The sequence below is a fragment of the Streptomyces sp. NPDC054834 genome, from assembly GCF_053611185.1.
Genome location: NZ_JBSGZV010000015.1, coordinates 139,714 through 164,602, shown reverse-complemented (window position 1 = coordinate 164,602; position 24,889 = coordinate 139,714). Strand labels below are relative to the sequence as shown.

The following is a 24,889-nucleotide window of genomic DNA, read 5'->3' as shown; positions in this document are numbered from 1 at the left end:
CTCCTTTCGGTTCGACGGTGTGGGGGCCCTCAGTCGAGCGAGACGACGACGGACTTGACCTTGGTGTAGGCGGCGAGGGCCTCGGGGCCGTACTCGCGGCCGAAACCGGAGTCCTTGACCCCGCCGAAGGGCACCGCGGGGTCGAGCATCGCCCAGTCGTTGATCCACACGATGCCCGCCTGGAGGCGGCCGGCGATGCGGTGGGCGCGGGCCAGGTGGGAGGTCTGCACGCCCGCGGCCAGGCCGTACGGGGTGGAGTTGGCGAGGGCGACGGCCTCGTCCTCGGTGTCGAAGGGCTGCACGGTCAGGACCGGGCCGAAGATCTCGTCCTGGATCACCCGGGAGTCGTTGGGCAGGTCCGCGATGACGGTGGGCCTGTAGTAGTAGCCGCCGTCGAGGTCGAGCCGCTCGCCGCCGCAGACGATGCGGCCGCCTTCCTCGCGGGCCAGGGCGACGTACTCCTCCACCTTCCTCAGGTGCTTCTCCCCCGTCATCGGGCCGACGACGGTGGCCGGGTCGCGCGGGTCGCCGACCGGCACTCCGGGCACGGCCTCGGCGAGGATGCCGAGCAGGGTGCTGTACACCGGGCGTGCCACCAGCAGCCGGGGACCGCCCATGCAGAACTGCCCGGTGTTGAAGACGAAGCCCTTGATGATCGCGCCGACCGCCTTCTCCAGGTCGGCGTCCTCGAAGACGACGTGGGCGGCGTTGCCGCCGAGTTCCATGGTGACCGGCTTGAGGGCCTCGCCGGCGGCGCCGGCCACGTGCCGGCCGACGGCACTGGAGCCGGTGAAGGCGATCTTGTCGACACCCGCGTGGCGCAGCAGGGCCTCGCCGGCCACCGGGCCGGTGCCGGTGACGACGTTGACCACGCCGTCCGGGACGCCGGCCTTCTGTAGCAGACCTGCCATGTAGAGGGCGCTGAGCGGGGTCTCGTCGGCGGGCTTGTGGACGACCGTGTTGCCGGCCGCGAGGGCCGGGCCGATCTTCGAACCGGCCAGGATCAGCGGGAAGTTGAAGGGGGTGATGGCGGCGACGACGCCGAGGGGTTCGCGCCGGGTGTAGGCGAGGGCGTTGAGGGGGGTGTCGCGGGTGGCGCCGTCCAGGGAGTGGGCGAGGGCGGCGAAGTACTCGTAGTCGTTGGCGGCGTTGGTGATGTCGACCGCGCCGCACAGCGTGATCGGCTTGCCGACGTCGAGGCTCTCCAGGGCGGCGAGTTCGTCGGCGTTCTCGCGGATCAGTTCGGCGACCCGGTGCAGGATCCGGCCGCGCTCGCGGCCGCTCAGTCCGGACCACTCGCCGCCGTCGAAGGCCTCGCGGGCGGCACGGACGGCGGCGTCGACGTCGGCGGCGCCCGCCTCCGGCACGGTGGTGACCACCTGCCCGGTGGACGGGTCGATCACGTCCGTACGGGCTCCGTCGGCGGCCTCGCACCACTGTCCGCCGATGAACAGCTGCCTGGGACCGGAGTCGATGGTGGTCGTCATTGCCACTCCCCAGCGTAGATCGCCAAGATTTCAACAATCAGGATTCCTGTTGGTCCGCAGTCTCATTACAGACAGGATTCCTGTCAATGGTCTAGGGTTCACGCATGGTCGGTACACGCATACGCCCGTCATTGCTCTACATGGTCAAGCAGGTGGAGCTCGTGGTGCGCGCACGTCTGGACGAGCTGGTCAAGCCCGCGGGGATCACGGCCCTTCAGTACACGGCCCTCACCGTCCTCGAACGGCACGACGGGCTGTCGGCGGCACAGCTGGCGCGCGACTCGTTCGTCACCGCGCAGTCCATGGCCGACCTCGTCCGGTCCCTGGAGAGCCGGGGGCTCGTGCGGCGGGAGCGCAATCCGCGCAACCGGCGCGAGCTGCTGATCCTGCTCACCGACGCCGGGCGCGAGCTGCTCGCCGGATTCGCGGATCCGGTGCGGGAGCTGGAGGAACGGATGGTCGCCGAGCTCACCGCCCACCAGGAGGAACAGTTCCGTCAGGCGCTCTCCAAGGCCTGGCAGGCGCTGTCGTAGCCCTGACGCTTCGTCACCCTGTCGCGCACACCACAGGAAGACGCGCGCCAAAGTCGAAGACATATGTCAATCGAACATGCTCAAATTCCCTCTATCGAGGGTAACTTGCTGGGCGGGGAACAGATGACCCGGCACGGGTGGGAGGTGACGTCGGCATGCACCAGGGACCCGCACCACTCACCCGGCACCTGCGCATCCACCAGGACCGCGGGCACACGGTGCTGGAGTTCCGCGGCGAGATCGACATCGCGGCGGCCACGGAGATCGCTCCGTACCTGGACCGGGTGACGGACCGGCCCGGCGCCCGGATCGTGATCGACCTCGGGCACATCGAGTTCTTCGACTGCTCGGGCCTGCGTCTGCTGCACCGGGCCCGCAGCCGGGTGCTGGAACGCGACGGGCAGCTGCACCTGGTGTGCACCCACCCGCTGACCCTGCGCGTCCTGAAGGTCACGGGGATGGCGCGGCTGCTGCCGCCGCGCCCGACGCTGGACGAGGCCCTGGGTCAGCCCGAGGCCACGTCCGGCACGCTGTGACCCCGGCTACTCGCTTCTCGGCTCGTCGAACAGGGCGCTGACGGACTCACCGTTGTGGATACGGCGCACGGCCTCGGCGAGCGCCGGGGCGATGGACAGGACGCGCAGCTTGGCCGTGTACTCACCGTGTCCGTTCTGGGGGACCGGCACGGTGTTGGTGCACACGATCTCCAGTACGTCCGGCTGCTCGGTGAGCCGTTTCAGGGCGCCCGCCGCGAACAGCCCGTGCGTGCACGCCACCCGGATCGAGCGCGGCCCCAACTCCCGTAGCCGGTCCAGGAGTTCCAGCACAGTACTGCCCTTGGCGATCTCGTCGTCCAGCACGATGACATCCCGTCCGGCCACGTCACCGATGACCGAGCTGATGCTCACCCGGTCGTCGGCGAACCGCTGTTTGGCGCCGGCGGCCACCTGCGCGCCGATCAGCCGGGCGAAGGCGGCGGCCTCCTTGGCGTTGCCCAGGTCGGGCGAGACGACGGTGGTGCGCGTCAGGTCGTACCGCCGGAAGTGCGCGGCCAGTTCACGCAGGGCGTGCAGGTGGTCCACCGGGACCGAGAAGAAGCCGTGCACCTGGGGGGCGTGCAGCGTCATGGCGAGCACCCGGCTCGCGCCGGCCGCCACCATCAGGTCGGCGACCAGGCGGCCCCCGAGGGAGATCCGCGGGGCGTCCTTCTTGTCGGAGCGGGCGTAGGAGTAGTGCGGCATGACGACCGTGATGCGCGCGGCGGACGCGCCGCGCGCCGCGTCGCACATCAGCAGCAGTTCGACGAGGTGCTCCTGCACCGGCCTGACCAGCGGCTGAATGAGGAAGACGTCCCGCTCCCGGCAGTTGGCCTGGAGCTGCACCTCGAGACAGTCGTTGGCGAACCGGCTGACGCGGGTCGGGCTGAGCGGCACACCGAGGTGGGCGCAGACCTCCTTCGCCAGGTCGGGATGGGCACTTCCACTGAAAACGGAGATGTCTCGCACGATCCGCTCCTCGCATGATCATTACGGGCCGCGGCTCATGCTACTGACCCAGCCCGCCTCACCACGGCACGAGTGTTCCGTCCCACGAGAAGAAACCGCCGCTCGGACCGTCGTCCGGCAGCAGCGCCAGCCGTACGGCCCCGCGCGCGCCCTCGGCCGGATCGCCGCCCGCGGCGGCCACCCCCGGGACGAGGTCGGTGGCCCGCCGCCCGGGGGCGAGGGCGTTGACCTTGACGCCGTCCCCGGCGAGTTCCTGGGCGTACAGCAGGGTGAGCATGTTGAGTGCCGCCTTGGCGGAGCGGTAGGCGCCGGAGCCCGGCCGGCCCGGAGCGAACTGCGGGTTGGGGCCGGTGCTCCAGGTGAACGAGGCGGGGCCGCTGGAGACGTTGACGACACGGGGGTGCGGGGAGCGCCGCAGGGCGGGCAGGAAGGCGTTCGTGACGGCCACGACACCGAGGACGTTCGTCTCGTACGTCCGCCGGAAGTCCTCGATGCCGGTCCCGGAGGGCGGGTCGAGACTGACGTTGATGCCCGCGTTGTTGACCAGCACGTCCAGGTGGCCGACCTCGGCGGCGGCCCGCGCGACGCTGCCGGCGTCCGTGACGTCCAGGGCCAGCGGTCGGGCGCCCGCGCCGATCTCCTCGACGGCCCGCCGTCCGCGCCCGGCGTCCCGGGAGGCCACGTACACGGAGAAGCCCTCGGCCACCAGCAGGCGGGCGATGTGCTTGCCGATGCCCTTGTTGGCACCGGTCACGAGTGCTGTGCGATCGTTCATACGAGCCACGGTTCCGCGACCGCGGCCGTCCTGCCAGGGACACCCTGTACCAGGCAGCGTCGGGAGGCAGCATGGCGAGGCAGGAACTGGCCCGCTTCCTGCGGGACCGCCGGGCGGCCCTGCGCCCGGAGGAGGCCGGGCTCCCTCCGGACGGCCCGCGCCGGACGCCGGGGCTGCGCCGCGAGGAGGTCGCGGCGCTCGCCCACATGTCCGTCGACTACTACACGCGCCTCGAACAGGCCCGCGGCCCCCGGCCCTCCCCACGCATCCTGGACGCGCTGGCGGAGACACTCCGGCTGACCCCGGCCGAGCGCAGCCACCTCTTCCGCCTGGCCGGATCGGCCGCGCCGCCCGGCGCCGGTCCGGTACGGCGGGTACGGCCGCACGTGCTCCGCATGCTGGAGCGGCTGCCGGAGACCGCCGCGATCGTCACCGACGCGTCGTACGGCCTGGTCGCCCGCACCCCCCTGGCGAAGGTCCTGCTGGGCGGTGGTCCCGGCGCCGGAACGACGAACCTGGCCCGGCGCCGCTTCCTGGGTGAGGGGCGGACGTACGAGAGCGCCGGCGCCGAGGAGTTCGGGCACATTGCGGCCGCCCGGCTGCGCCGCGCCGCCGAACGCTATCCGCACGACCGGCAACTGGGCGTGCTGCTGGCGGAGTTGCACGCGGGCAGCGAGGAGTTCCGGCAGCTCTGGGCGGCTCATCCGGTGCACGCCCCCGGCCACCGCACCAAATGCCTCGACCATCCGGTCCTGGGCAGGCTCCGGCTCAACTGCGACGTGCTGCTCGTCCCCGAGGACGACCAGGAGGTGGTCCTGATCACCGCGGATCCCGGCTCACCGTCGGCCCGCGTCCTGCGCCAGGTCGCCGCCACGATGTAGCCCCCGACCTCAACGCGCCGGTCTGGCCGAGCATTTGCCGGGCATGCGCACTGTAGGAAGGAGGACCGTCGCGATGACGACTTCCCTCACGCGCCTGCCCCGGCGCATGCCCGGCTGGGCCAAGGTGGTGACCGCGTTCGTGCTGGTGCTCGTGGTGCTGTTCGCCGGGATCCGGCTGGCCGTACTGCCGGGCATCAAGGACCTGTTCGGCACCGAGACCCACGACCGGTCCGGACCCGCGCTCCTGAAGTCCATCCAGGACATGAGCCGTTACGACGCCGCTTCCGGCAACTTCCAGGTCGTCGTGGACCTGGAGAAGAACGCCAAGTACCTGCCCGACGCGATCCGCGGCACCCGCACCCTGTACGTCGGGGCGGGCACCGTGGAGGCCTACGTGGACCTCGGCCAGGTGGGCAAGGACGATGTGACGGTCAACGGCGACCGCACGTCGGCCACGCTCCGGCTGCCGCACGCGCGGCTCGGCAAGCCCGCCCTCGACCCCGACCACTCGTACGCCGTGTCCAAGCAGCGCGGTCTGCTCGACCGGCTCGGCGACCTGTTCTCGGACAACCCCAACAGCGAACACGCCGTGCAGGAACTCGCGGTGAAGCACATCGGCACCGCGGCGAAGGACAGCGGGCTGACCACGCGGGCCGAGACGAACACCACCGACATGCTCCAGGGCCTGCTCGGCTCCCTCGGCTTCAAGGAGGTGCACGTGTCGTACGGGACCTGACACGGCCCCTCGGGCGGACTCACCCGCCCAGCACGCCCGGCAGGGTGAGCACCCCGAGCAGGGTCGTGCCCAGCAGCAGCCAGGCCACGTAGTCGCCGACGTGGCCCGACTGCAACCGGCGCAGCGGCCGTGCCCAGTCCGGGGCGGCGGCCCGGTCCGGCCGGGTGACGGCCAGCGCGGCGAGGCCGAAGGCCAGCAGTGTGGAGAGGAGGCCCAGCAGAATGCCGGCCGGGGTCCACTCCACGGCGGCCGTGGCACCGCCCGGCGCGGCCTCGTCGACGGCCCGGGCGACCGCCTCCGCGAAGCCGGGGACCACCCCGACGGCGAGGGCCGCGGCGAGCAGCACCGCGGGGACGGCGGTCATGGTGTCGGGGACCCGGCTCAGCCTGCCGCGGGTCTCGGGCTCCTCGTCGGAGCCGGTGGTCTCGTCCTCGGGGACGTCCCGGGGGCGGGGCCCGAGGCCCAGGAACACCCGCGCGGCCACCCGCAGCACCGCGCCGGCGGTCACCGCGGACGCGGCGACGTACAGCACGGTGAGCGGGCCGCCCACGGCCTCCTCGGTGACCGACTTGCCGAGCGCCGTGCCGAACGGCGGCAGCCCGGCCAGGCCCAGCGCGCCGGCGGTGAACATCACGCCGACCGCGCGCAGCCGGCGGGCCCGGCCGTGCAGCGCGTGCTCGTCGACACTGCCGTATCGGTCGAGGAGGATGCCCGCGCAGGCGAACAGCGCCGCCTTCACCCCCGCGTGCCCGAGGACGTACAGCGCGACCCCGTGGTCGGCCTCGCGGGTGAGCGTGCCGACGCCGACGAGGAACAGCCCGGTGTGGGCGATGGTCGAGTAGGCCAGCAGCCGCTTGATGTGCCGCTGGTACCAGCACATCACCGCGCCGACGGCCGCCGTCACCGCGCCGAGCACCACCAGCGCCCGTTCCACGTCGGCGGGCGGGATCCCGCCCGGCCCGGAGAAGACCGTGCCGTAGACCCGCCACACGCCGAAGACGCCGAGCTCGACCATGACGCCGGACAGCAGCATGCACACGGGGGTGGGCGCGACCGCGTGCGCGTCCGGGAGCCAGAACTGGAAGGGAACGGTGGCGGCCTTGACCAGCAGCCCGGTCATGACCAGCACGAAGGCGGCGAGGACGAGCGCGTCGGGCCGTCCGTGTGCGGCGGCGGCGCCGAGGCCGCGCCCGATCTTCGACATGGCCAGCTCACCGGTACGGGCGTACAGCAGGCCGATGCCCATCAGCAGGGCGTACGCGCCCAGGGAGTTGATGACACCGAAGGTGACCGCGCCCTGCACGGCCTTCGGGTCGTCGATCCGGTAGCCGGTCAGCGCGTAGGCGACGACGCCCATCAGCTCGAAGAAGACGAACGCGTTGAACAGGTCGCCGGCGATCGCGAACCCGCACATGCCGCCCTGGAAGAGCAGCATCAGCGCGGGGAAGGAACCGGCGTGGTGAAGCGGGGGCTCGTCGAAGTAGTGCCAGGAGTACACCAGCGCCGCCAGCGTCAGCACGGAGACCAGCGCGGCCATGCCGAGCCCCGGCCCGTCCCCGGTCAGGACGATGCCGACGCTCTCGCCGCGCACGGGCACCCAGCCGCCCACCCACTCGACCAGCGGCGGGGAGGAGACCGGCAGCAGCACGAGCGCGAGCACGGCCGTGCCGCCGGAGACCACACAGGCCACGGTCTCGGCGGCGAGCCGGGGCAGGCGGCGGCCGGTGGCGACGAGCAGGGCCGCGCCGAGCAGCGGTACGGCGACCAGCAGCGGCAGCAGGTGGTGCATCAGCCGCGCAGCTCCCTGAGCTCGTCGGGGTCGACCGTGCCGTGCCGCTTGGCGATCTGGATGACGAGCGCGAGCAGCAGCGCGGTGACGGTGGCGCCGACGACGACGTCGGTGAGGGCGAGGGCCTGCACCACCGGGTCGACCACGGGCCGCGAGCCGGGCGCGATGTCGGAGAACACCGGGGCCGTGCCGCCGCCGCGGTAGCCGACGGCCAGCAGCAGGACGTAGGTGGCGGCCTGGCACACCGACAGACAGCCGACGGCGTGGATCAGGTTGCGGCTGGTGGCCAGGCCGTAGCAGCCGGTCAGGAAGACCCATACGGCGACCAGGTACGGAAGGACGTGCAGCACGGCGGTCACAGGGATCTCAACTCCCGCTCTCCTCCTCGATCTCGACGGCCTGGTCCAGGAAATTGGCGAGCAGCACGACGACCGCGCAGGAGACCTCCATGCCGATGGCCGCGTTCAGCAGGGGGACGGTGCCGCCGGAGGACAGCGTGTTGAACGTGCCGTACGGCAGCAGCGTGTTGGCGAGGAAGGCGGTCCCGGCGAGCAGGCCCGCGAGGCCGAGCACAAGGTAGGCGGAGGCGGCGAGCGCGTCGGCGACCTCGAACAGGGCGACCGGGCGAACGCGTTCCAGGGCGCGGTAGTCGGCGCCGAGGTACAGCAGGTGCAGGGCGGTCGCGGCGACCACGCCGCCCTGGAAACCGCCGCCGGGGCTGAGCTGGCCGTGGGCGATCACGTAGAGGCCGCAGAGGAGGGCGACGGGCACCACGACCAGGGCATAGCGGCGTACCGGCATCGCCACGTCGGCGGGCTCGGGCCGGGCCCGGTGCTCGTCCCGGGTCTGGCGCAGCAGGACCACGACGCCCAGCACGGCGCCGAACAGGATGGTCATCTCGCCGAGGGTGTCGTAGGCGCGCTGGTCGAAGTTGACGGAGGCGATCGTGTTGGCGATGTGCCGGGCGAGGGAGGCGTGCACGGCCCGCTCGCCGTACGGGTGCCGGCGCCCGCCGAAGGCCGGCAGGTCGAGACAGGCGGCGACGAGGAGAGCGGCGAGGCCCGCGCCGCCCACGGCCAGCAGCCACAGCCGGGCGCGCCGGGTCACCGGTCGCCGTCCTTCGCCCGGGGCCGCCGCCGCACCTTGCGCACCGACAGCATCACCAGCAGCGGGGTCAGCGCGGAGCCGACGGCCAGCTGGGACAGGCCGACGTCGGGGGCCTGGAGCACGGTGAACAGCACGGCGAGCAGCACCCCGAGGACGGACAGCACCAGGGCCTGCCGGGCCGGGTCACGGGTGACCACGGCCGCGGTCGCGGAGGCGGCCACCAGCAGCAGGGCGACGACGATCACCGCATCAGCCACGCCGCACCCCACCTTCCCGCCGCGAGCCATCCCCGACCTGGACACGCCCGCGTCGGACAGCGCCCGCCACCGCCACGGCACACCCGGGCCGCCGCCGGACGGCGACCACATGCCGACCGTGCCACGCGACGTTCCCATCAGCCACGCCGCACCCCCCGCACCCCGCCGGACAACGCCCGGGAGGCAACCAGATTGCCGCCGATCAGCAGGGCGCCGATGACGAGGAGTTTGACCATGGCGCGGCTCGGTCCGGTGGCCGCGCACAGGACGGCCACGACGACCGCGCCGAGGGCCGCGGCGGCCCAGGTCGGCCCCCAGGCCCGCGGCCGGTCGTCCTCGAGTTCGTCGCTGAGCAACCGGGCGAAGACCAGGGTGCCGACCGGGCCGAGCAGCGCCAGCAGCAGGGCCAGGTCGACGTACGAGGTGCGGCCGTAGCCCTGGGAGAGGAGCAGCAGACAGGGGCAGACCGCCGAGGTGATCAGGTTCTGGGCCATGACCCGGCGCCGCAGCGGGCCGGTGGCCACGCCCCACAGGGCCGCGCCCGCTCCGGCGGCGAGCAGGACGGCCGCCGCGAGGATCCAGCCGTTCACCGCCACACCGCCCGTCGCGCGGCCCGCGCCGCGAGGGCCGTGACGGCCGCCGCGCCCGCGCCGACCGCCCACTCCAGGGGATAGACGGTGCTGATCAGCACCAGCCAGAGCAGGAGGAGCCCGGCCCACCAGGCGAGCCACTCGCCGACAGCGAGGAGAGCCGTACGCCGGTTCACACGCCACCTCCTCGGGCCGCCGGTTGATGGTGCGTCAGACGAGGCCCGTTCGCCCGGCATTCGCCGTCCGCCGTCGTTTGTTGTCGTTTGCTGCTGTTTGTGGCATCCAAGCACCGCCGGGACCGGAGCAGGCGGCGGCGCGCGGGTCCCAGCCCGGAGTGCCCCGGGAGCACGCCCGGAAACCGCCGGGCAGGCGCGGCCCGGGTGCCACGGGGACGGCATCCCCGGACGGTTCGCGGGTAACCGGGCTACTACGCAGCGAAGTTGAAGACTGGAGGACCGGATGGGTATCACTGCCGCACGCCTGCGCACCCTCAGGACGGGCCGCGCACGCACCGGCCGGGACAAGGCGAGGGCGGACCCTGCGGCCAAGGCCGAGCACCACGCCCTGCCACTGCCCCTGCGGCTGTTGGCGATGCTCGTCGCCTTCGCCTTCATGGTGGCGTTCGCCGTCGCCCTGGCGCGGCTCACCCTCCAGCCGTCCCCGGCGTCGGTGTCCCTCACGCACACCAATCTGCACCCGGGCCGTTCCCTGAAGGCCTATCTGGACCAGCCCGAACTGCGCGACGCGGTGAAGCAGATCGGCGGGAACGTGCTGCTGGGCGTCCCGTTCGGCGTGCTGGTCCCGGTCCTCGTGCCGAGGGCGCGCGGGTTCCTGAAGGTGCTGCTTCTGACCGCGACCGTGATGCTGCTGGTGGAGCTGGCGCAGGGCACGCTGGTGACCGGCCGCGCCTTCGACGTGGACGACGTCATCCTCAACACCACTGGGGCGCTGGTCGGTTACCTGCTCCTGGGGCGGCGGCTCGGGCGGGCGGTGCACAAGCGCGTGCGGAAGCAGTGATCGGCCTGAGTTGGACCGTACCAGCCTATTGACGATCACTTACCTCATCCCTTAAATCAAGTGTCGACACCCCTCACCCCCCACGAGAGGAGAGTCGTGGCCTCCCCACGCCTGCTCCGCAGATGTCTGTTCGCCGCCCTGTCGGCCGTCCTGGCCGCCTCCGCGGCCGTCGGCCCCGCCCGGGCGGACACCTCCGGCACGGGTGCGCCCGCGTCGGGTGCGCCGGTCGCCGCCGCCGTCGCCTTCTCCGATACCTTCGACGGGCCCGCCGGCGCCGCGGTCGACTCCTCGAAGTGGCAGACCGAGACCGGTGACAACGTCAACAACCACGAGCGGCAGTACTACACGTCCGGGACCAAGAACGCGGCCCTCGACGGACAGGGCCACCTGGTCATCACCGCGCGGCGCGAGAACCCGGCCGGCTACCAGTGCTGGTACGGCAGCTGCCAGTACACCTCGGCCCGGCTGAACACCTCCGGGAAGTTCAACGCGCAGTACGGGCACGTGGAGGCCCGTATGAAGATCCCGCGGGGACAGGGCATGTGGCCCGCGTTCTGGATGCTCGGCACCCCCGTCAACTGGCCGGACTCGGGCGAGATCGACGTCATGGAGAACGTCGGCTTCGAGCCCTCGACCGTGCACGGCACCATCCACGGCCCCGGTTACTCCGGCTCGGGCGGCATCGGGGCGGCCTACTCCCTTCCCAACGGCCAGGCCTTCGCGGACGCCTTCCACACCTTCGCCGTCGACTGGGCACCCGACTCCATCACCTGGACGGTGGACGGGAACGTGTACCAGCGGCGCACGCCCGCCGACCTGGGCGGCAAGACGTGGGTGTTCAACAAGCCGTTCTTCCTGATACTGAACCTGGCCGTGGGCGGCTACTGGCCCGGCGACCCGGACGGCTCCACCGCGTTCCCGCAGCAGCTCGTGGTGGACTCGGTGTCGGTGACGACCGGCAGCACCGGGACCGGCTCCGCCATCCGGGGCCTGGCCGGCAAGTGCGTGGACGTGGCCGGGGCGAACTCCGCCAACAGCACGCCCGTCGACCTCTACGACTGCAACGGCACCGCCGCCCAGCAGTGGACGGTCGGCAGCGACGGCACGATCCGCGCGCTCGGCAAGTGCCTGGACGTCACCGGCGGCGGCACCGCTGACGGCACGACGGTCCAGCTCTACGACTGCAACGGCAGCGCCGCCCAGAAATGGGCCGTCTCCTCGGCGAACGACATCGTGAACCCACAGGCGAACAAGTGCCTGGACGTCACCGGAGGCAACTCGGCCAACGGCACCAGGCTGCAGATCTACACCTGCAACGGCACCGCCGCCCAGAAATGGACGATCGGCTGACCCGTACGGCTGAGGCCTGTCCGGCGGACCGCCGGGCAGGCCGTAGTCCGGACAGGCCTAATGCGCCGCCCAGGTGAACTTGCCGCCGCCCACCCAGCGGACCACGTCCGGGTCGTCGAGGTCGTGGACCGTGATGCCGTACGCGGCGGCGGCTTCCAGAACGTCGGTGACGGCGTGCGCCTCACCGACCACCTGACCGTCTATCTCCACGATGCGGAAGGGCGGATCGCCCGGCTTCCCGCGCATCACTCCGTGCACCAGGATCCGCGGGTGGGACATATAGGGCACTGCTTGTTCGGTCATGCAATTCAGCGTAGAACGCGCGGCGCCCCGACGTGTCGTCCGCGACCGCCGCCGGGCAACGCGAGGACGGCCGTCTCAAGGGCGCCGCCAGTCGTCGCTCCCGAGGTGCGAGCCGGCCATCGGGCCCATCCGGAGCATGCCGCCGTCGACAGCCCAGGAGGCGCCGGTGACGTAGGAGGCGTCCGGGCCCGTCAGGAAGGCGATGACGGCCGCGACCTCCCGGGCGTCACCCGGCCTGCCGAGCGGCACGCCGGGGCGGCTCTCGGTGTGCGGGTCCGTGTCCTCCTGGCCGGTCATGGGCGTGGCGATCTCGCCGGGGGCGACGGCGTTGACCGTGATGCCGTACTCGGCGAGTTCCAGCGCCATGACCTGGGTGAGCAGGCCGAGGCCGCCCTTGGCCGCGCAGTACGGGGCCGCGCCCACCCGGGGCTGGTGTTCGTGGACGGAGGTGACGTTCACGATCCGGCCGCCGTCGCCCTGCCGGATCATGTGCCGGGCCGCGTGCTGCCCGCACAGGAAGGGGCCGAGCAGGTCGACGTCGATGACCTCGCGCACCGTGTCCGGCTCCAGGTCGAGGAAGGGCGTCGAGGTCCCCGTACCGGCGTTGTTGACCAGGATGTCGAGCCTGCCGAGCCGGTCGCACAGCTCGTCGACCGCGCCGGCCGCGCCGGGCAGCCGGGTGAGGTCCATCTGCGTCACGACGGCCCGCTGCCCGGCGGCGCGCACCTCTTCGGCGGTCTCCTCCGCGCCCTTGAGGTCGGTGTGCCAGGTGATGCCGATGTCCACGCCCTGCCGGGCCAGGCGGACGGCGGTGGCGCGGCCGATGCCGGAGTCGGCGCCGGTGATCACGGCCACCGGGGAGCGCGGTGCGGCGGGAGCGGTCATGACAGGCCTCCTCCACGTGGGGCAGGTGGACGGAGCACCGCAGTACCCGGGTGCGGACCGGGCAAACCGGCAGGCCGCCGTGCGGCCCCGGCGCCGCTGGGGAACCCTGGAGGGGCACGCGAGGAAGGGGAGGTGGCATGGAGCCCGTCGAGGCACTGGACCGGATCGCCTTCCTGCTGGAGCGGTCCCTGGCGCCGACCTACCGGGTACGTGCCTTCCGTACGGCCGCCCGGGTGCTTACCGGACTGCCTGCCGAGGAGGTGGCCGAGCGGGCGTCGGCGGGGACGCTGGAGTCGTTGAAGGGTGTCGGCCCGAAGACCGCGCAGGTCGTGCGCGAGGCGCTGGCCGGAGAGACACCGGGCTATCTGCGCAAGCTGGAGGGCGAGGCGGAGAGCCCGCTCGCACGGGGCGGCGAGCGGCTGCGGGCGCTCCTGCGCGGCGACTGCCATCTGCATTCGGACTGGTCCGACGGCGGCAGCCCGATCGACGAGATGGGCCGGGCGGCGGCCGGGCTCGGCCACGAGTGGGCGGTACTGACGGACCACTCGCCCCGGCTGACGGTGGCACGCGGCCTGTCCCCCGAGCGGCTGCGCGAACAGCTGCGGGTGGTGGCGGAGCTCAACGAGACCTGGGCCCCGTTCCGGCTGCTGACCGGCATCGAGTGCGACATCCTCGAGGACGGCTCGCTCGACCAGGAGCCGGAACTGCTCGACCGGCTCGACGTGGTGGTGGTGTCGGTGCACTCCAAACTGCGCATGGACGCCCGGTCGATGACCCGCCGCATGGTGGCCGCCGTCCGCGACCCGCACTCGGACGTCCTCGGCCACTGCACCGGACGGCTGGTGACCGGACGGGGACGGCCGGAGTCGGAGTTCGACGCGGACGAGGTGTTCGCCGCCTGTGCCGGGACCGGCACGGCCCTGGAGATCAACTCCCGCCCGGAGCGGCTGGACCCGCCGCGGCGGCTGCTGCGGCGGGCGGTCGAGGCGGGTGTGCTGTTCTCCGTCGACACCGACGCGCACGCGCCCGGTCAGCTGGACTGGCAGATCCACGGGTGCGCGCGGGCGGAGGAGTGCGGGGTGCCGCCCGAGCGGGTGGTGACCACCTGGTCCATGGACGAACTGCTGGCCTGGACGAGGGAGCGCCGGACGCCGTCCGGCGTGGCGGGTTCCTGACGTGGTACCCGTGCGGCACGAGACGCACCAGAGAGACCCCAGAGACCTAAGAGACTCCAGAGGCTCCAGAGAGAAAGGTCCCCGGATGGACCGTGCCCGTGCCGCAGTCTTCGACGTCGACGGAACGCTCGTCGACACCAACCACCTGCATGTCGTGACCTGGTGGGAGGCCTTCCGGCAGGCGGGCCACCGCGTGCCCATGCACGCCGTGCACCGGGCCGTCGGGCTCGGCTCCACCGACCTGATCGCCCATCTGCTGGGCGACGCCCGCGACAAGGACCGGGACGGTGAGCTCAGCGCCGCGCACAAGGCGCTGTACGGCCAGTACTTCGACCGGCTGCCCGCGCTCCGGGACGCCGGGGAACTGCTCAGGCGCCTGCACGGGGACGGCTGGGCGGTGGTCCTGGCCACCTCGGCGAGCGGCGCGGAGCTGGGCGCGCTGCGCCGGGCGATCGACGCGGACGAGGCCATCACGGCCACCGCGAGCGCCGACGACGTGGAGCGGGGCAAGCCCGCGCCCGAGCCCGTCGAGCACGCGCTGGAGCTGGCCGGGGTGCCCGCGGAGCGAGCGGTGTTCGTGGGCGACACGGTGTGGGACATGCGGGCCGGCCGGCGGGCCGGGGTGCGCTGCGTGGGCGTCCTGTGCGGCGGCATTCCCCGCGGCGACCTGGAGGAGGCCGGCGCGGAGGCGGTCTACGACGATCCCGCGCACCTGCTGGCGTCCCTGGGCGGCAGTCCGCTGGCCTGAGCACGGCCCGGGCCCGGATTCCGGTGCTGAGGAACGGCGATCTTGGGATACCCGCATCGGATGACGAGCGTGATGCAGACTCCCCGGCAGGCGCTGCGCCGGGGCGCGAGAGGTGTAGGCGGGTCCACACGGGCGGCCTGGCGCGGCCCGGGCCGGGAACGGGACCTGCTGGTGCAGTCCCTCAAGGCCGCCGGGGCCGCGCTGCTGGCCTGGGTCCTGGCGAAGGACGTGCTGGGCGACCCGCTGGCCCTGATGGCGCCCTGGGTGGCGCTGGTGATGGTGCAGGCCACGGTGTACAGCTCGCTGCTGCAGGCCGCGCAGCAGCTCTCGGCGATCTGCACCGGCACGCTGCTGGCCTCGGCGGCGCTGGCGCTGACCGGGAACACACTGGGCGCGCTCGCCGTGTCCCTGCCCGTGCTGATGCTGCTGGCGAACTGGTCACGCTTCGGCGACCAGGGGATCTACGGCGCCACCACGGCGGTGTTCACCCTGGCCGCCGGCAGCGTGACGGCGGCCTCGGTCGGGCACCGGGTGGGACAGGCCGCGCTGGGCGCGGTGATCGGGGTGGCCGTCAACGCGTTCGTGCTGCCGCCGATCCACCTGCGGGACGTGCGGGAGAACCTCGCGGCGCTGGCCCGTGAGGCGGGCGACATGCTGTGCGCGATCGCCGCCGGTGTCCGCCACGGGGGCTGGGACGCCGATGCCGCGGCCGACTGGTCGCACCGCTCGGCCCGGCTCGAGCAGCGGCTGGAATCGCTGCGCTCGGCCCGCGGCTGGAGCCGGGAGAGCCTGCGGTTGACCAACCGCACCCTGCGCGCCCTGCGCCGGGTCCCCACGGACATTCCGCCGGAGGAGGAGGACGAGCGCTGGAGCCGGGTCACCGGTCATATGCGCGCCCTGACCCGGACGCTCGTGGTCGCCGCCGACGACGGCCGTACGGCCACGGCTCCGGACCCGGCGCTGCTGGAGCCGTACGCGGACCTGCTGGAACTGATCGCCCGGGCGTGCCACGCGGAGAGCGGCCGTCTGCTGGACGGACGACCCGACGCGGCTTCCGCCGGATGCGCCGGCCGGGATTCCGACGGGGATTCCAACGGGGATTCCGGCGCCCGGCAGGACGACGCCGAGGAGGCGCGGCGGGAACTGCGTCGGCAACTGGAGGAGGGCCTGCGGGAGCACGCGGGACGGGAGGCGCCCCGGGCGGCGGTCCTCGGCTCGCTTCTGCTCCAGGCCGAGAACCTGTGGGCGGAGACCGTTCCCCACCCCGTCGGCGAGTCCGGACAGTGACACACATCACCCCACAGGACAGCACACATCGGAACAACCACCGGTGGTTCCCCGTTGAACCAACCGTGGGTGTGGATGGGACAGTGTCCCCGGGCCTCACCTTTTGCCCACAGGGACGATCGTTCGGCTGAAGCCCTGTGGAGCCTTTCGCCGAGAGGCGACCGCCATCCGCGCCCACACCTTGGCTGCCCCGACCGGTCTTCCCCCGTCCGGTCGGGGCTCTCTCATGTCCGGCTCCGTCATGCCCCACCGTCGACGAAGGCCCGCAGATCCGCCGTGAGCCGCTCGCCGTGGGTGAAAGGCAGGCCGTGGCCCGCGTTCTCGTAGACCTTCAGCGTGCCGTCCGGCACGAGCCGCGCCGAGCGGGCGCCGGTCACCTCCAGCGGCGCCGAGAAGTCGTGCGTGCCGTGCACCACCAGCACGGGCATCCGCAGCTTGGGCATCTCGGCGGTGACGTCCACCGCGACGGCCAGATCCTGTACGGCGATCGACGCGTGCGGGGTGGTGGCCAGGCAACGGTCGACGATGTGGCGCCGGAAGGCCGGCGACACCTCGATGCCGGGCAGGCCGATGCCGAAGAACGGGTCGGCTCCGTCCTCGTAGAAGCCCGCCCGGTCGCGCCGGTAGACCTCGTTGGCGGCGCGCGCGTCGGCGGGGTCCACACCGTCCGGGTTGTCGGCCGTCCGGACCACTCCGGGCGCGATGCCGCTGACGAGGGCGACCCGGGCCACCCGGTCGTCGCCGTGCCGGGTCAGGCAGCGCACCACCTCGACGCTGCCCAGCGAGTGACCCACCATCGTGACCTCGCGCAGGTCGAGGTGGTCGAGGAGCCCCCGCAGGTCGTCGGCGAGGCTGTCGAGGTCGAACCCGCCCCACACGTCGTCGGAGCGCCCGTGTCCCCGCCGGTCCATGCTCACGCACCGGTAGCCCGCCGCCGCCAGCGGCAGCATCTGGAACTCCCACAGCTCGTTGCCCAGCCAGGCGCTGTTCACGAAGACGATCACCGGGCCGGCGGCGGGCCCGTAGTCGACGTAGTGCAGGCGTACACCGTCGACGGGGCTCTCGAAGTACGGCATGGAACGTCCTCCTGGAATCCGGTGGGGTGGGTACGTCCTCGATGGTTCCGGCTCCGGCGGCCGGGGTCGATTACCTCACGCGTAATGACCGGCGACCGGCCGCGTGCATGGCCGGCGAACCGGGTACTCGGACGGTCCGGCCGTCAGCCGCCACCGAGAGGAGCCGAAGGTGAGCAGCGCAGCGGGGAGCAAGGTCGTGGTCACGGGCGCCACCGGCAACGTAGGTACGAGCATGGTGCGCCTGCTGGCGGAGGATCCACAGGTCGAGTGGGTGCGGGGGCTGGCCCGCCGGACGCCGGAGTGGATGCCCCCGAAGACCGAGTGGTCCCGGGTGGACGTGGCGTCGGAGCAGGCCGATCTCGCCGAGCGGTTCGCGGGGGCCGACGCCGTGGTCCACCTGGCGTGGGCGTTCCAGCCGACGCACGACCCGGCGAAGACCTGGCGGACCAACGTACTCGGGAGCATCCGCGTGTTCGAGGCGGTGGCCGCGGCGAGGGTGCCGGTGCTGGTGCACGCCTCGTCGGTCGGCGCGTACTCGCCGGGACCGAAGGACTACGCGGTGGACGAGTCGTGGCCGACGCACGGCTGGCCGGACGCCGCGTACTGCCGTGAGAAGGCCTACCTGGAGCGGGCCCTGGACATCTTCGAGCGCGACCACGCCGATGTGCGGGTGGTGCGGATGCGCCCGGCCTTCCTCTTCAAGCGGGAGTCGGCGAGCGAGCAGCGCCGGATCTTCGGCGGCCGCTTCCTGCCGGGCCCGCTGGCCCGCCCCGAGCTGATGCGCTTCCTGCCGGACGTACCCGGTCTGCGGGTGCAGGCGCTGCACACCGACGACGCGGCCGAGGCGTACCGCATGGCGCTGCACTCGCCTCAGGCGCGGGGCGCCTACAACCTGGCGGCCGAACCACCGGTCGACGCCGAGCTGCTGAGCGGGATGCTCGGCACCCGCCCGGTACGGCTGCCCCGCACCGCGGCGCGGTCCGCGCTCGCCGCCGCCTGGGGGCTGCACCTGGTGCCGGCCTCCCCGCACCTGTTCGACGCGGTGCTGCGGCTGCCGATCATGGACTGCACGCGCGCGCGTACCGAACTGGGCTGGCGGCCGGAGCGCACCGCGACGGACGTGCTCCAGGAGTTCCTGAGCGGGCTCCAGCAGGGCGCGGGGGCCGGCACCGAGCCGCTGCGGGGCCGCAAGGTCGGCTGAGGTTTCGCAGGTCAGAGTGCTGGTACTCGTGTATTCCGCGCGGCTGCCCCGCGCATCGACCCGAGGGGAGGACGCCATGGCCGACGACCGCCACGAAAAGCCCGGGGAAGCCCATCCCGTGCCGCGGGACCTGCCGGACCAGCAGGCGCGACCGGACGAGGACCCTTGGGAGGTGGCGCCGGGCGAGGGGCTCGACGACACCGCAGAGGAGGACGTGCCCGACACCGACGAGGCCGGGACCGGACGGCAGGGCGCGCCGCGCTCGGGGACGGAGCAGACCGAGCATCCCGTGCCGGACGAGCCCTCGGCCTGAGCCACGGCCGTCGGCCGTGCAGCCCGAGCCGTCGGCCGTGCAGCCCGAGCCCGCGGCCGTGCAGCCCGAGCCCGCGGCCGTGTCCTCACGCGTCGGGTGCCCGTTCCCGCAGTGCCCTGCGCCAGGCCGGCAGCCGGTCCTCGGCGGTCGGCTCCTCGCGTCGGCCGCCGCGCGCGAAGAAGTCGGCCAGGGGCAGGATCGCCGCGCCCACCGTGACCGCGTCGGGGCCGAGCCGGCCCAGGTCGATGGTGACCTTCTCGGCCGGGTGGCGCAGCGCGTACGTGGTGGCGTGCCGGCGTACAGCGGGCAGGAAGCGGGCGCCGAGCTGGAGCCCGGCCCAGCCGCCGATCAGGATCCGCTCGGGCTGGAACAGGTTGATCAGGTCGGACAGGCCGGCGCCGAGGTACTCGGCGGTCTCCTCCAGGACGGCGAGTGCGAGCGGGTCGGCGGCCGTGCCCTCGGGCGGGTAGGCGGCGGCGAGCATCGCGGTGAGCGCGGTCTCCTCGTCGGTGCCCTCCGGCGGGCGTCCGCCCTCCTCCCGCCAGCGGTCGAGCAGCGACTCGGCGCCCGCGTAGGCCTCCAGGCAGCCGGGCGCCCCGCAGCGGCAGCGGCGCCCGCGCACCCGTACCGTCAGATGCCCCCACTCGACGGCCCGGCCGTGCTCCACCTCCGGCGTGACGAGGCAGGCACCGACGCCGGAGCCGAACAGCACCACGATCGCGTTGCGGGCGCCGCGCCCGGCGCCGAACCACATCTCGGCCTGACCGAGGGTCTTGGCGCCGTTGTCGATGAAGTACGGAACGGTGTCCGGGAGTTGGGAGCCGGAGCGGAGCAGTGACTCCAGCGGTACGGCGTCCCAGCCGATGGTCTGCCCGTGCACCACGGCGCCCCGGTCGGCGGTGCGCTCCACGATGCCGGGGACGCCGACCCCGACGCCGAGCAGCCGCTCGGGAGCGGTCCGCGCGCCCGCGAGGACCTCGGCGACGCCGTCGCGGATGTGTCCGACGATGCCGTCGACGTCGTACCCCTGCCGGGTCAAGGGGCGTTCGGCGCGGGCGAGTTCGGTGAGGGTCAGGTCGAACAGCTCGACGCGGACGCGGGTCTCGCCGACGTCGACGCCGATCATGTGGCCGCTGTCCGGGGCGACCCGCAGCAGGGTGCGGGGGCGTCCGCCGTCGGAGTCGACGCTGCCGGCCTCCTCGACCAGCCCGTCGGCGACCAGGTCCGCGACCACGTTGCTGACCGAGCCGGAGCTCAGCCCGGTCGCCGGGCCGAGCTCGAAGCGGCTGAGGGGGCCGTCGAAGTACAGCCGTTGCAGCACCGCCGTGCGGTTGCCCCGTCTGAGGTCGCGTACCGTGCGCCCGTTCCGCCCCGCCATGTGGCTCCTTCCGAACCCTGTCCGATCTGCAACATACCCTTGCGGACGGGGCTGGCGCGACATTCGTCAACCCTTAGTTCATGTTGTGAGCTAAGCGCGCGCCGAGAGGGCTCAGGAAGGCGGAGCCGCCTCCTGGATCTCGTCCAGCGCGGCGACGAGCTCCGGGGCGACCGCCTCCTGCACCCAGCGCTCGCGCTCCTCCCCCACCGCCCGCGGAACCGTCTCGGTCAGCATGATCAGGTAGAGGTAGGCGCGGTAGAGGGCGAGCCGGAGCCGGGCCGGGCCGTCGAGCTCGGCCGCTCCGCCGGCCTCGCGGTAGCCCGCGAGGAACGCCTCGTCCCGGGTGATGTCGCCGAGCAGGGCGAGCGAGACGAAGTCGGCCAGGGGGTCGCCCCAGAACATCCGCTCGCCGTCGATGAGGCCGCCGATGCGGACGTCCCCGGCCGAGCGGTCCAGCAGGATGTTCCCCTGCCACAGGTCGAAGTGGACGGGGCGCGGGACGGTGACCTCCTCCAGCGTGCCGTACGCGGCGCGGGCGGTGCGGGCCACCGCGTCGGCGGGGCGGGGCAGGCGGGCCGCGTAGTGGCGGGCGTCGTCGAGGATCGCCTCGAACATCGCGGTGAACGCGGTCCGCCAGTCCTGGGCGAGCGGGCCCAGGGCGCCGGAGGGATAGCCGAAGCCCGGCCCGCGCAGCCGGTGCAGACGGGCGACCTGGCGGCCCAGTTCCCCGCGCAGTGCCGGGCGTTCGGCCTCGGTCACCGATCCGTCCCAGGGTTCGCCCGGGCAGAGCGTCATCAGCAGGTGGGCCACGCCGGTGTCGCCGCCGGCGGCCACCACGCTCGGCGCGGTGACCCCGGCCTCGGCGGCCACCCGGCAGAACTCCGCCTCGGAGATCAGCAGCCGGGACTCGTAACGCAGGCCGGGCGCGGTGGGCGCGATCTTCAGCACGTACCGGCTGCCGTCGGTGAGCCGCAGCTCCTCCACGGTGTTGTACGTGCCACCGCCCAGCGGGCGCACGCCGGCCAGCAGGCCGGACGGAATGCGGGAGCCCTCCAGCACCAGCCGGGCCCGTTCCCAGGAGTCCACCACCGTGCGCCCGCCCCTCCCCTTCGGGCCAGCCGGCCGCGTACACGTCCTCGACGTAACGGCCCGCTGCCACCAGCGTGTCGAGCCACTGCCCGGCCGCCGGCTCGTCGGCACCGGGCATGCGGTCCCGGTACAGCGTACGGAACGCCTCGCGGACGCCGGGTGCCATCCGCGAGCCGTCGCCGCAGACGCACACCCGGGCTCCGGCGCCCAGCAGCTCCCAGACCTCGTCGGCCTCGGCGGCGACGCGGTGCTGCACGAACAGCATGCCGCCCTCGGGTGCCGCGCCCGCGCAGACGCCGGACGAGCACCGGACCGTGGGCCCGCATGAGTATGACCTGCTGGTTCGGGGTGCGGCCGGGTCCGGTCGCGGTGATGTCGACGACGGGGACGCCCGGGAGGGGGCCGGGGGCCTCCGGGTGCGGCGTGGTGGGGAGCATGGCGCGACAACTGCCTTTCGCGGTGCGGGTGGTACTGCGCACCAGCGTGCTCTGCCGGTGACCTCGGCCGTTACCGCGGGACTTCACGATCGTGCAGTCGAATTCCTCGGGGAGGGCTTGCGCGGGCCCTCAGCCCGGGAGTAGGCGTACCCGGCCGTCGGGGAGTTTGCGCCACCAGTGCTCGTAGCGGCTGTAGGCCCTGGGCTCACGGCGGGCCAGCAGGGCGGTCAGCGAGCGGGCCTCCTCGGCGAGTCCGTCCCAGGCGGTGGAGGTCAGTTCGTGGAAGGCCGTCGCCTCTACGCCGCCCTCGACCGGCCGCCACACGCCCGCGACCCGGCCGTCGACCAGCAGTGTCGGCAGCACGTCGCCGTTGACGCGGATCACCACGCGGCGCAGCTCCTCGGGAATCACCCGGGTGCGGTCGGCGTGGGCGAGGAGGACGCTGTCCCACATCCCGAGCAGGCGGGGCGGCGCCGGTGTGTCAGCGGGCGGGCGTGGGGCGCCGGGAACGTCGAACAGGACGGTGCCGTCCGCCCCTTTCAGCTCCTCGACGGCGTCGCCGAGCGCGCGCAGGGCCTGCCGGACCGGTCCCCGGGGCAGCGTGCCGAACTGCGCGATGTCCGCCAGGGACGCCGGTCCGAACGCGGCCAGGTAGCGCAGGACGAGCTGCGCGAGCGCCCGCGGCGCCGCTTCCGGCGCCGTGGGCGGCGGCCCCGTCGGCGCCGCGACGAACGACGACCGGGCGCCGAACGACCAGGGCGCGCCGGTCGCGACATGCAGCAGCGTCGCGTAGGCCTTCAGCCCCCACCAGGCCCCGGCCTTCTTCTCGGCTCCGAGCCGCTCCTCGAGCCATCCCTGCAACTCGGCGGCGGTACGCGGCCGTTCGGCGAAGGCGAGCAGCTCCGGGAGCAGTTCGTGGGCGTCCGCGGGGGTGAGCCCCGCCGCCGCGAAGCGGTAGCCGAGCCGGGAGGCGTACAGCGTCTGCTGCATCGCCTCCCGGAACAGCCGGTGGTCGCCCCCGTGGACGGCGTGCAGGGTGATCCGCATCAGGGTCGCCTTCACCACGGTGCGGTCGGCGAAGGCGGCGTCCAGCTCGCCCGGGTCGAATCCGTCGACGCGGTTCCACAGCGCCACGTAGGGCGAGGCGGGATGCTGGGCCTGGAGCGCGACCACGCGGCGCACGGCGTCGCCGACGCCCAGCGGCTCACGCCTCAGCAGGAGTTGACGGGCGAGCGTCCGACCCGCTGGGGCGCGCGACCAACCGCGCGAAACAGATCACCCGCGCCTACGCCTCCGGCGTGCCCGCGACCAGGGTGGGGCCGCCGGAGGCGAAGGGCACGGAAGCGGAGTACACCCCGCTCCACAGGCGAACACCCGCTAGCGCCGAACACCACGGGCAACTGACGGCCGACGCTGCCCGCCGAAGGCGCGACCGACCACGCGGAACCGATCACCCGCGCCTACGCCTCCGGCGTGCCCGCGACCAGGGTGGGGCCGCCGGTGGCGAGGGGGGCGGAGCAGGCGGTGCCCGCTCCTTCCGGGGCGCCGAAACGGGCCAGGGTGTGCCAGACCATCTTCAGGTCCTGCACTGGGTACCGGCCGGTGCGGGCGGCGTCGCCGATGATGCGCGGGTCGAGGACGCCGTGTTCGGCGATGGCCGCGCCGAGGTCGGCGTACTGCGGGCCCCGGTAGTCGGCGTGGCGGCGCAGTCGCGGCACGGTCAGCCGGTAGCCGGGGTGCCATTCCAGCGGGCAGGGCAGGCGGCGGGCGGCGGCCTCGACGGGCGTGCCCCGGTAGCTCGCGTCCAGGACGAGCGCCTCGACGTCCCGGGCGAGCAGCACGCCCCCGTGTACATGCGCCTCGATGTAGTCGTTCAGCGCGTCCTGCTCGTCCGCCTCCGCCAGGGCGAGGAGCGACATCCCGGCCGCCACTCCGAAGTCGGCGGGCTCGGCCGCGCTGTCGGGGTAGCAGAAGGTGGCCCGGGCCTGCGCCTCGGCCGTCAGGCGGAAGTGCGAGGAGCCGAAGCGCGGGGCGGCGCCGACCACTTGCCGGCGGAAGTTCAGCGCGCCGTACACGGGGCGCTCCGGCGGGGGCGCGCCGTCGTAGGAGCCGCCGAAGATGCGGCTCTCCCAGCGCCAGCGGTCGCCGCCGGGGTGCGCGGTGAGCCCGCCGTTGCTGGTGCCGGTGACGAACTGCGAGTGGTACGCGCCGTCCCGGGCCAGCGCCTGTAGCAGGGGCAGGCCGCCGGAGAGCCGGTCGGGGTGGAAGTTCAGGGTGATGCGCAGATCCGGGTCGAGGGCGGGTCCCGATGAGCGTGCCGCGACGTGGCCCAGCGCGGCATGCGCCGACCGCGCGAGCGCGTACCCGAAATCCATTGGCTTCCCCTCCCACGGCCTGCCTACCCTGGCGGCCCCAGATACCTAGTGCCCCTAGGTTTCTGCCTACTTGCCACGTCGACACACCAGGAAGCCCCTATGAAATCACTCACCGAGCAGGACATCCGCGACTCCTTCGTCAACTGCTCGAAGGGCGAGGCGAAGCGGCTCGCGCTCCCCCGCGATCTGGACCGACGCCCCTGGGACGACCTGGACTTCCTCGGCTGGCGGGATCCCGGCGCCCCCGACCGCAGCTATCTCGTCACCGAGCGGGCCGGCGGGCTGATCGGCGTCACCCTGCGCTTCCCCTCCTCGCAGCGCGGGTTCCTGCACCGCAGCATGTGCTCGCTGTGCCTGACGACCCATCGCGGGGGCGGCGTGTCCCTCATGACGGCACGCAAGGCGGGCGCGGCGGGCCGTGAGGGCAACTCGGTCGGCCTGTACATGTGCACCGACCTGGCCTGCTCCCTGTACGTACGCGGGAAGAAGGTCCCCCACTCCGGGGCACGCTTCGAGGAGAGCCTCACGCTGCACGAGCAGATAGCCCGTACGACGGGCCATCTGGCCGCCTTCCTCGACAAGCTGTACGCCTGAG

At 73.1% G+C, this 24,889-nt stretch carries 28 protein-coding genes and 1 pseudogene; 12 read left to right on the top strand and 17 right to left on the bottom strand.

What is annotated here, in order from left to right:
• Nucleotides 1-29: 29 nt before the first annotated feature.
• Nucleotides 30-1,487 carry an aldehyde dehydrogenase family protein gene (locus ACWGJM_RS21860; protein WP_453413339.1) on the bottom strand — a complete coding sequence of 486 codons (1,458 nt, stop codon included), beginning with the start codon at nucleotides 1,485-1,487 and terminating at the stop codon, nucleotides 30-32.
• 104 nt (nucleotides 1,488-1,591) lie between these two features.
• Between ACWGJM_RS21860 and ACWGJM_RS21855 the strand changes: the two genes are divergently transcribed.
• Complete coding sequence (locus ACWGJM_RS21855; RefSeq protein WP_453413338.1) at nucleotides 1,592-2,020, top strand: MarR family winged helix-turn-helix transcriptional regulator; 429 nt, start codon at nucleotides 1,592-1,594, stop codon at nucleotides 2,018-2,020.
• Nucleotides 2,021-2,175: 155 nt separating this feature from the next.
• Nucleotides 2,176-2,556, top strand: coding sequence for an anti-sigma factor antagonist (locus tag ACWGJM_RS21850; protein WP_453413337.1), 381 nt, complete (start codon nucleotides 2,176-2,178; stop codon nucleotides 2,554-2,556).
• A gap of 6 nt (nucleotides 2,557-2,562) precedes the next feature.
• On the opposite strand, the gene ACWGJM_RS21845 is transcribed toward ACWGJM_RS21850, so the two are convergent.
• Nucleotides 2,563-3,525 (bottom strand): ribose-phosphate diphosphokinase, encoded by a 963-nt coding sequence (locus tag ACWGJM_RS21845; RefSeq protein ID WP_453413336.1) that lies wholly within the window; start codon nucleotides 3,523-3,525, stop codon nucleotides 2,563-2,565.
• Nucleotides 3,526-3,583: 58 nt separating this feature from the next.
• The gene (locus ACWGJM_RS21840; RefSeq protein WP_453413335.1) at nucleotides 3,584-4,300 is read right to left on the bottom strand and encodes an SDR family oxidoreductase; all 717 of its coding nucleotides are present in this window, start codon (nucleotides 4,298-4,300) and stop codon (nucleotides 3,584-3,586) included.
• 71 nt (nucleotides 4,301-4,371) lie between these two features.
• Between ACWGJM_RS21840 and ACWGJM_RS21835 the strand changes: the two genes are divergently transcribed.
• The gene (locus ACWGJM_RS21835) at nucleotides 4,372-5,181 is read left to right on the top strand and encodes a helix-turn-helix transcriptional regulator (protein WP_453413334.1); all 810 of its coding nucleotides are present in this window, start codon (nucleotides 4,372-4,374) and stop codon (nucleotides 5,179-5,181) included.
• A 73-nt stretch (nucleotides 5,182-5,254) separates the two neighbouring features.
• On the top strand, nucleotides 5,255-5,917 hold the full coding sequence (locus ACWGJM_RS21830; protein ID WP_453413333.1) for a DUF4230 domain-containing protein: 663 nt from the start codon (nucleotides 5,255-5,257) through the stop codon (nucleotides 5,915-5,917).
• Between the two features lie 19 nt (nucleotides 5,918-5,936).
• Here ACWGJM_RS21830 and ACWGJM_RS21825 read toward each other — a convergent pair whose 3' ends face one another.
• The 6 genes from ACWGJM_RS21825 to ACWGJM_RS21800 form a co-directional block, all read right to left on the bottom strand.
• Nucleotides 5,937-7,706 (bottom strand): complex I subunit 5 family protein, encoded by a 1,770-nt coding sequence (locus ACWGJM_RS21825; RefSeq protein WP_453413332.1) that lies wholly within the window; start codon nucleotides 7,704-7,706, stop codon nucleotides 5,937-5,939.
• On the bottom strand, nucleotides 7,706-8,053 hold the full coding sequence (locus tag ACWGJM_RS21820) for a sodium:proton antiporter (RefSeq protein WP_453413393.1): 348 nt from the start codon (nucleotides 8,051-8,053) through the stop codon (nucleotides 7,706-7,708). Before ACWGJM_RS21820 ends, ACWGJM_RS21825 begins: the two co-directional genes overlap by 1 nt.
• Nucleotides 8,054-8,072: 19 nt before the next feature.
• Nucleotides 8,073-8,813, bottom strand: coding sequence for a hydrogen gas-evolving membrane-bound hydrogenase subunit E (gene mbhE, locus ACWGJM_RS21815; RefSeq protein ID WP_453413331.1), 741 nt, complete (start codon nucleotides 8,811-8,813; stop codon nucleotides 8,073-8,075).
• Complete coding sequence (locus tag ACWGJM_RS21810; RefSeq protein ID WP_453413330.1) at nucleotides 8,810-9,070, bottom strand: Na(+)/H(+) antiporter subunit B; 261 nt, start codon at nucleotides 9,068-9,070, stop codon at nucleotides 8,810-8,812. The genes mbhE and ACWGJM_RS21810 overlap by 4 nt, the downstream gene beginning before the upstream one ends.
• 137 nt (nucleotides 9,071-9,207) lie before the next feature.
• On the bottom strand, nucleotides 9,208-9,660 hold the full coding sequence (locus tag ACWGJM_RS21805; RefSeq protein ID WP_453413329.1) for an MrpF/PhaF family protein: 453 nt from the start codon (nucleotides 9,658-9,660) through the stop codon (nucleotides 9,208-9,210).
• Nucleotides 9,657-9,836 carry a hypothetical protein gene (locus ACWGJM_RS21800; protein WP_453413328.1) on the bottom strand — a complete coding sequence of 60 codons (180 nt, stop codon included), beginning with the start codon at nucleotides 9,834-9,836 and terminating at the stop codon, nucleotides 9,657-9,659. The genes ACWGJM_RS21805 and ACWGJM_RS21800 overlap by 4 nt, the downstream gene beginning before the upstream one ends.
• A gap of 283 nt (nucleotides 9,837-10,119) precedes the next feature.
• Between ACWGJM_RS21800 and ACWGJM_RS21795 the strand changes: the two genes are divergently transcribed.
• Complete coding sequence (locus ACWGJM_RS21795) at nucleotides 10,120-10,677, top strand: VanZ family protein (protein ID WP_453413327.1); 558 nt, start codon at nucleotides 10,120-10,122, stop codon at nucleotides 10,675-10,677.
• A gap of 96 nt (nucleotides 10,678-10,773) precedes the next feature.
• Nucleotides 10,774-12,027, top strand: coding sequence for a ricin-type beta-trefoil lectin domain protein (locus ACWGJM_RS21790; protein WP_453413326.1), 1,254 nt, complete (start codon nucleotides 10,774-10,776; stop codon nucleotides 12,025-12,027).
• Nucleotides 12,028-12,084: 57 nt separating this feature from the next.
• On the opposite strand, the gene ACWGJM_RS21785 is transcribed toward ACWGJM_RS21790, so the two are convergent.
• Both ACWGJM_RS21785 and ACWGJM_RS21780 read right to left on the bottom strand, forming a co-directional pair.
• Nucleotides 12,085-12,330, bottom strand: coding sequence for a hypothetical protein (locus ACWGJM_RS21785; RefSeq protein ID WP_453413325.1), 246 nt, complete (start codon nucleotides 12,328-12,330; stop codon nucleotides 12,085-12,087).
• A 75-nt stretch (nucleotides 12,331-12,405) separates the two neighbouring features.
• On the bottom strand, nucleotides 12,406-13,215 hold the full coding sequence (locus tag ACWGJM_RS21780) for an SDR family oxidoreductase (RefSeq protein ID WP_453413324.1): 810 nt from the start codon (nucleotides 13,213-13,215) through the stop codon (nucleotides 12,406-12,408).
• A 137-nt stretch (nucleotides 13,216-13,352) separates the two neighbouring features.
• Between ACWGJM_RS21780 and ACWGJM_RS21775 the strand changes: the two genes are divergently transcribed.
• From ACWGJM_RS21775 to ACWGJM_RS21765, 3 genes are all read left to right on the top strand, one after another.
• Complete coding sequence (locus tag ACWGJM_RS21775) at nucleotides 13,353-14,390, top strand: PHP domain-containing protein (RefSeq protein WP_453413323.1); 1,038 nt, start codon at nucleotides 13,353-13,355, stop codon at nucleotides 14,388-14,390.
• An 85-nt stretch (nucleotides 14,391-14,475) separates the two neighbouring features.
• Nucleotides 14,476-15,138, top strand: a complete 663-nt coding sequence (locus tag ACWGJM_RS21770) for an HAD family hydrolase (RefSeq protein ID WP_453413322.1) — start codon at nucleotides 14,476-14,478, stop codon at nucleotides 15,136-15,138.
• Nucleotides 15,139-15,198: 60 nt separating this feature from the next.
• On the top strand, nucleotides 15,199-16,425 hold the full coding sequence (locus ACWGJM_RS21765; protein ID WP_453413321.1) for an FUSC family protein: 1,227 nt from the start codon (nucleotides 15,199-15,201) through the stop codon (nucleotides 16,423-16,425).
• 239 nt (nucleotides 16,426-16,664) lie between these two features.
• On the opposite strand, the gene ACWGJM_RS21760 is transcribed toward ACWGJM_RS21765, so the two are convergent.
• Nucleotides 16,665-17,501 carry an alpha/beta fold hydrolase gene (locus ACWGJM_RS21760; RefSeq protein WP_453413320.1) on the bottom strand — a complete coding sequence of 279 codons (837 nt, stop codon included), beginning with the start codon at nucleotides 17,499-17,501 and terminating at the stop codon, nucleotides 16,665-16,667.
• A gap of 169 nt (nucleotides 17,502-17,670) precedes the next feature.
• On the opposite strand from ACWGJM_RS21760, the gene ACWGJM_RS21755 reads away from it, so the two are divergent.
• The gene (locus ACWGJM_RS21755; RefSeq protein ID WP_453413319.1) at nucleotides 17,671-18,702 is read left to right on the top strand and encodes an SDR family oxidoreductase; all 1,032 of its coding nucleotides are present in this window, start codon (nucleotides 17,671-17,673) and stop codon (nucleotides 18,700-18,702) included.
• 76 nt (nucleotides 18,703-18,778) lie between these two features.
• Nucleotides 18,779-19,015, top strand: coding sequence for a hypothetical protein (locus ACWGJM_RS21750; RefSeq protein ID WP_453413318.1), 237 nt, complete (start codon nucleotides 18,779-18,781; stop codon nucleotides 19,013-19,015).
• A gap of 85 nt (nucleotides 19,016-19,100) precedes the next feature.
• Here ACWGJM_RS21750 and ACWGJM_RS21745 read toward each other — a convergent pair whose 3' ends face one another.
• The 5 genes and pseudogenes from ACWGJM_RS21745 to ACWGJM_RS21725 form a co-directional block, all read right to left on the bottom strand.
• Complete coding sequence (locus tag ACWGJM_RS21745) at nucleotides 19,101-20,393, bottom strand: ROK family protein (protein WP_453413317.1); 1,293 nt, start codon at nucleotides 20,391-20,393, stop codon at nucleotides 19,101-19,103.
• A gap of 111 nt (nucleotides 20,394-20,504) precedes the next feature.
• Nucleotides 20,505-21,482 carry a phosphotransferase family protein gene (locus ACWGJM_RS21740; protein ID WP_453413316.1) on the bottom strand — a complete coding sequence of 326 codons (978 nt, stop codon included), beginning with the start codon at nucleotides 21,480-21,482 and terminating at the stop codon, nucleotides 20,505-20,507.
• Between the two features lie 28 nt (nucleotides 21,483-21,510).
• Nucleotides 21,511-21,765: pseudogene (locus ACWGJM_RS21735) on the bottom strand (hypothetical protein); the annotation flags it as partial.
• A gap of 283 nt (nucleotides 21,766-22,048) precedes the next feature.
• Entirely contained in the window at nucleotides 22,049-23,101 is a 1,053-nt protein-coding gene (locus ACWGJM_RS21730) for a winged helix DNA-binding domain-containing protein (protein WP_453413315.1), read from the bottom strand.
• 278 nt (nucleotides 23,102-23,379) lie between these two features.
• Nucleotides 23,380-24,294, bottom strand: coding sequence for a DUF3626 domain-containing protein (locus tag ACWGJM_RS21725; protein WP_453413314.1), 915 nt, complete (start codon nucleotides 24,292-24,294; stop codon nucleotides 23,380-23,382).
• A 99-nt stretch (nucleotides 24,295-24,393) separates the two neighbouring features.
• Between ACWGJM_RS21725 and ACWGJM_RS21720 the strand changes: the two genes are divergently transcribed.
• The gene (locus tag ACWGJM_RS21720) at nucleotides 24,394-24,888 is read left to right on the top strand and encodes an FBP domain-containing protein (RefSeq protein ID WP_453413313.1); all 495 of its coding nucleotides are present in this window, start codon (nucleotides 24,394-24,396) and stop codon (nucleotides 24,886-24,888) included.
• Nucleotide 24,889: the final 1 nt, after the last annotated feature.

Bases quoted from the DNA above. Each gene is read 5' to 3' on its own strand.
- ACWGJM_RS21860 (WP_453413339.1), bottom strand. From the start codon at position 1,487: ATGACGACCACCATCGACTCCGGTCCCAGGCAGCTGTTCATCGGCGGA.
- ACWGJM_RS21855 (WP_453413338.1), top strand. From the start codon at position 1,592: ATGGTCGGTACACGCATACGCCCGTCATTGCTCTACATGGTCAAGCAG.
- ACWGJM_RS21850 (WP_453413337.1), top strand. From the start codon at position 2,176: ATGCACCAGGGACCCGCACCACTCACCCGGCACCTGCGCATCCACCAG.
- ACWGJM_RS21840 (WP_453413335.1), bottom strand. From the start codon at position 4,300: ATGAACGATCGCACAGCACTCGTGACCGGTGCCAACAAGGGCATCGGC.
- ACWGJM_RS21835 (WP_453413334.1), top strand. From the start codon at position 4,372: ATGGCGAGGCAGGAACTGGCCCGCTTCCTGCGGGACCGCCGGGCGGCC.
- ACWGJM_RS21830 (WP_453413333.1), top strand. From the start codon at position 5,255: ATGACGACTTCCCTCACGCGCCTGCCCCGGCGCATGCCCGGCTGGGCC.
- ACWGJM_RS21825 (WP_453413332.1), bottom strand. From the start codon at position 7,706: ATGCACCACCTGCTGCCGCTGCTGGTCGCCGTACCGCTGCTCGGCGCG.
- ACWGJM_RS21795 (WP_453413327.1), top strand. From the start codon at position 10,120: ATGGGTATCACTGCCGCACGCCTGCGCACCCTCAGGACGGGCCGCGCA.
- ACWGJM_RS21785 (WP_453413325.1), bottom strand. From the start codon at position 12,330: ATGACCGAACAAGCAGTGCCCTATATGTCCCACCCGCGGATCCTGGTG.
- ACWGJM_RS21780 (WP_453413324.1), bottom strand. From the start codon at position 13,215: ATGACCGCTCCCGCCGCACCGCGCTCCCCGGTGGCCGTGATCACCGGC.
- ACWGJM_RS21775 (WP_453413323.1), top strand. From the start codon at position 13,353: ATGGAGCCCGTCGAGGCACTGGACCGGATCGCCTTCCTGCTGGAGCGG.
- ACWGJM_RS21770 (WP_453413322.1), top strand. From the start codon at position 14,476: ATGGACCGTGCCCGTGCCGCAGTCTTCGACGTCGACGGAACGCTCGTC.
- ACWGJM_RS21765 (WP_453413321.1), top strand. From the start codon at position 15,199: ATGACGAGCGTGATGCAGACTCCCCGGCAGGCGCTGCGCCGGGGCGCG.
- ACWGJM_RS21760 (WP_453413320.1), bottom strand. From the start codon at position 17,501: ATGCCGTACTTCGAGAGCCCCGTCGACGGTGTACGCCTGCACTACGTC.
- ACWGJM_RS21750 (WP_453413318.1), top strand. From the start codon at position 18,779: ATGGCCGACGACCGCCACGAAAAGCCCGGGGAAGCCCATCCCGTGCCG.
- ACWGJM_RS21745 (WP_453413317.1), bottom strand. From the start codon at position 20,393: ATGGCGGGGCGGAACGGGCGCACGGTACGCGACCTCAGACGGGGCAAC.
- ACWGJM_RS21725 (WP_453413314.1), bottom strand. From the start codon at position 24,294: ATGGATTTCGGGTACGCGCTCGCGCGGTCGGCGCATGCCGCGCTGGGC.
- ACWGJM_RS21720 (WP_453413313.1), top strand. From the start codon at position 24,394: ATGAAATCACTCACCGAGCAGGACATCCGCGACTCCTTCGTCAACTGC.